This window comes from Dehalococcoidales bacterium, from assembly GCA_028716225.1.
In the GTDB taxonomy this organism is placed as follows: Bacteria; Chloroflexota; Dehalococcoidia; order Dehalococcoidales; family UBA5760; genus UBA5760.
Genome location: JAQUQE010000096.1, coordinates 1 through 3,694, shown reverse-complemented (window position 1 = coordinate 3,694; position 3,694 = coordinate 1). Strand labels below are relative to the sequence as shown.

The 3,694-nt window shown below is 50.1% G+C and carries 5 protein-coding genes; 3 read left to right on the top strand and 2 right to left on the bottom strand.

Annotation, left to right across the window (positions count from 1 at the left end; genetic code table 11):
• From PHI12_14025 to PHI12_14015, 3 genes are all read left to right on the top strand, one after another.
• On the top strand, positions 1–828 hold an 828-nt coding region (locus tag PHI12_14025), incomplete at its 5' end, for a DNA polymerase III subunit beta (GenBank protein MDD5511904.1).
• Positions 829–994: 166 nt separating this feature from the next.
• Positions 995–1,291, top strand: coding sequence for a hypothetical protein (locus PHI12_14020; protein ID MDD5511903.1), 297 nt, complete (start codon positions 995–997; stop codon positions 1,289–1,291).
• Between the two features lie 36 nt (positions 1,292–1,327).
• A complete protein-coding gene (locus PHI12_14015; protein MDD5511902.1) occupies positions 1,328–1,810 on the top strand; it encodes a hypothetical protein in 483 nt (160 codons plus the stop codon).
• Positions 1,811–1,890: 80 nt separating this feature from the next.
• On the opposite strand, the gene PHI12_14010 is transcribed toward PHI12_14015, so the two are convergent.
• Both PHI12_14010 and PHI12_14005 read right to left on the bottom strand, forming a co-directional pair.
• Positions 1,891–2,988 (bottom strand): hypothetical protein, encoded by a 1,098-nt coding sequence (locus PHI12_14010; GenBank protein MDD5511901.1) that lies wholly within the window; start codon positions 2,986–2,988, stop codon positions 1,891–1,893.
• Positions 2,989–3,293: 305 nt separating this feature from the next.
• The coding region (locus PHI12_14005) for a hypothetical protein (GenBank protein MDD5511900.1) at positions 3,294–3,694 on the bottom strand (401 nt) is incomplete at its 5' end.

The following is a 3,694-nucleotide window of genomic DNA, read 5'->3' as shown; positions in this document are numbered from 1 at the left end:
GTATTACCCTTTACCGCTACTGAGGACACTCGACCAGTATTACAGTGTGTTCTCTTTACGGCTAAAGAGGGTAAGCTAACGCTGGTAAGCGCCGACGGCTTTAGACTGGCGGTAGTAAGCCTTGACTATGACGGAGAGGGCGAAGTCCTGATAAGCCGTGAGGATTTGGCAGGAATAGCTAACGCCTTACGGAGTGCCAAGAGAGCAAGGGTTAGCTTTGAGGGTGAGGATATCAAGACGCTCACCATTGACACCGAGCTAATCCGCTATCAGTGGGTTAGCGACGACGGCAAGTTTCCCGACTGGGAAAGGATAATCCCGACCGAGGCTAAGACCACCGCTCACTTCGACACCGTTGAGGCAGGTAAGGCGATTAACTCACTGAGAGCCCTTGCCGACAGTAAGTCTTACCCGATAGACATTACCCTTGAAAACGGCATGATGGTGCTAGCTAATCCCGATGATAAGGGGCAAGCCACAATGCCAGCCGATATCGAGGGTGAGGCTAACAGGGTCAGGCTAGACGGCGGTTACCTTGCCGAAGCGTTAAAAGCCTGTGGCGGTATGCCAGAGCTAAAGCTCACCGACGGCAAGTCGCCAGTCCTCTTTACCACTAACGGCTATAAGCTGGTGGTAATGCCAATGCTTACCAGTGAGGTAAAGCCGGAGCCAGCGCAAGCCGAGCCGGAAGCCGAACCAGAGCCAGAGGTGGAAACGGGGCCAGAGGTAGAGACCGACGCCGTCGTTGAGGCTGAGGCGGTAATCAAAGAGAGTAAACCGAAAGCGAAGCGCAAGGGTAAGGTAAGAGAGCCGGTCGCTGTAGCCTGAAATTGAACGCTTGAACTCAAAAAGGACACGCACAAAGAGGGTGTTGTGAAGCACCCTTTTTGTGCTCTTTTTTGTAAGTGAGGGGGTATTGCTCTCCAGTGCGTGGGAGTAATACCCCCTTGTCTATGCGTGGTAAGGGGCAAATCTAAAGAGAGGAGGTGAAACTGTGCCCATTAGATGGAGCGCGCTACTGGTAAGCGAGGCAATGGACATGGTCGAGGATCTGGTAAACCAGGCCGCCGAACCGCTGGAACGAGCCAGGATTGTGGCTAACGAGGCCCGGAACATCCCTAACCTGCCCCAGTATCTTGACCAGCGACTGGTACGCCTTGTTTGCGACATCGAGCGGATTAACTACATCAAGTCGGCAATCAAGGCTGTCCGTAGCGATTTACCCGACGGGGCTATTGAGGCAGAGAAACGGATAGCCAACCACGGCCGGCAGCCGGTATTAGTCGGCTAGTAAATCGAAAACTAAAGAATATATAGGAGGGTATTTGTGCCAAAAACAGGCGATATGGTAAGTGATATCGTGGGGATATTCACCGACCCGATACTGGTATTCCCTGGTGGTTGGGGAGAAACATTACCCGACTGGATTAAGGGAGCCATCACGATGGACAGATTAGAGATGGGTATCAGGGCCTCAAAGGGTGCAGATGAAACCGGTACCGATGCCGAAGCCTGCGCCTATCTCTACACCGCCGGACTGAGTTTCCCGATGGACCACGACTGGAGCCGGATCTATCTCTATGTCTCTACCAGAACCTATACCCGGCATAAGGGTGGAGAGATGCCGGAGGATATCCGGGTGGAGAGCCTTGATGGTTGCCAGATGGGTGAGCTTAAGAGGCTTAAGGACTGGATATACCACCAGCGGGTCAAGGTAAGGCAGGAAAGGGAGAGGGCGGACAGGAGACTGGAACGGGAGGAAGCCGAAGAGCAAGGCAAAGCCGAGCAGCCGGAGCTGTTCGAGTTCTAAAGGCATCTGATTAACAGGCAAAGGGGGGCCAGGAGTATATTTCCTGGCCCCCCTTTATTTTGGTCATTATGGGAATCTGTCTATTCTATATTTGCCGCTGAGTAGAATCTTATTCTCTCATCCCCCTCTAATTTCACATTGGCAGTAATTACCTGGTCTCTCTCGATATCAGATAAGTCCTCCATAGTCTTTAATGTGATCTGCTCTCCGATCAGGTGTGCTGTAGCGTTAATGTATCCCGGGACATCTTCTGAAGATTCAATCTCAACTAACATCTCCCAGGGAAAATCCCCGGAAGTATTTATGATATCAATAACCCTGGCTGTTACGATGCTGTCGTTTGGCGCAGCTGGTACTGGCGCTGGCGGAGGTAGTGAGGAATCGATTTGCTTTTGTTGGATCATATCCCACTTTTCATCCATGACAGCGTTCTTGATTTCACCCTGCTCAATAGTTATGACAGCCTCGTGTGGAGTCATTACCTGTGCAAGCACCTGGCCGGTCCTATCGCCATATCCGGCATGGGCGCTCTCAAAGTGGAAGATGAATTGCCAGGCATTCTCAATATCAGGGTAGAGAGTTTCCACTAGTTCTAGGGTTACCTGGTTACCATCGAACTTGAACGTGGGGCTATTGCGGACAAATTTCTCAGCGAGTTCTCGACTGCCTTCTTCCGTCAGGTAGTATGGGCATGTCTTTATGTTTGGCCATGGCCCGGCATTACCCATACGGCCTGTACCTACCCATAGGGTTGTAATTATTGAAGCGCGCTGTGGGATGACAACGCATAGACCAAGTGGCCCCTCGAAATTCCCTGGAAACTCAACGGTCACTGGCTTCTGCGTCTCCAGTCCCACCGGTACGTCAAAATGCTCGTGAGCGACTTCTTTCACAATTCCGTCTTGGTCAACCAGCAAGATGCAGTACTCTCCCTGCCAAGGGTCGTCACCGGAGCGGTTGTCCAGTCTTAACTGGAACTCTGTTTCCTTGCCGGCGGTATGACCGGCGCTATTACCGCTGATACTGAAAGTTCTTCCCTCATCACCCAGGTTCCACGTGGTGGTAAAGGGATCAGGCGGAATCTCCTGATTTATTGGCGCTTTTTGACAGCTAGGTAGGAGCAGTACGGATAATACTAGCAACGCAATTAAGCTTGTCCAGATTGCCTTTATCTTCATATTTTAATAACCCTCCTTATTCTAACGCTTCCAATATTATAAAACGGTGTTACTTACTCCGGGTTAGTTATCATCCAGAGTTATTTCCTCCGCGCTTTTATCAGGCAAGGCTACCACGAAAAATGAAAGACCTACTACTCAGGGGATTTACCCTACCTGCGGCACCAAGGTGTTTGTAATCGGTAAGAGCTAATAATAAAGCTATTCAATAATCAGAATATGTGAGCTGGATATCGGGTAGGATATCCAGCTTTATTTGTGTCCATCACAATCAGAATCCATATGCGAGTATCATTACCATATCCCTACTCAAGAGGTATATGGAATTCCCAGGGGCCTTCCCATTCACCCAGTTTGGTTATAGTGAAGGTAAGCTCTCTAGTACCTTTCGGCACCGGATCAAGCATGTCCCAGGTATGCAGCATACCATCATCCAGAAAGCGAATTCCCGATAAACCAGCCTCAATAGTTCGTTTCCCGTCCAGACTGTATTCAGCCTCGGCGTGAAGCGACATAAGTGGTGGCGGAGGCAAATTAGGGCCTTGCGGCAAATCGTAATCAGATGGGGTATTAAAGACATAAAACTTTACTTCGGTTGCTGTAAGCTCCACACGTTCCAAAACGAAGGTAATATCGTTTACAGTCTTTGACTCGTTCACCTCGATGGTTTTCTCAATAACACCCTCTTCAGGTAGTATAAGGAGCG

Coding starts and splice junctions, on each gene's coding strand:
- PHI12_14010 (MDD5511901.1), bottom strand. CDS start 2,988: ATGAAGATAAAGGCAATCTGGACAAGCTTAATTGCGTTGCTAGTATTA.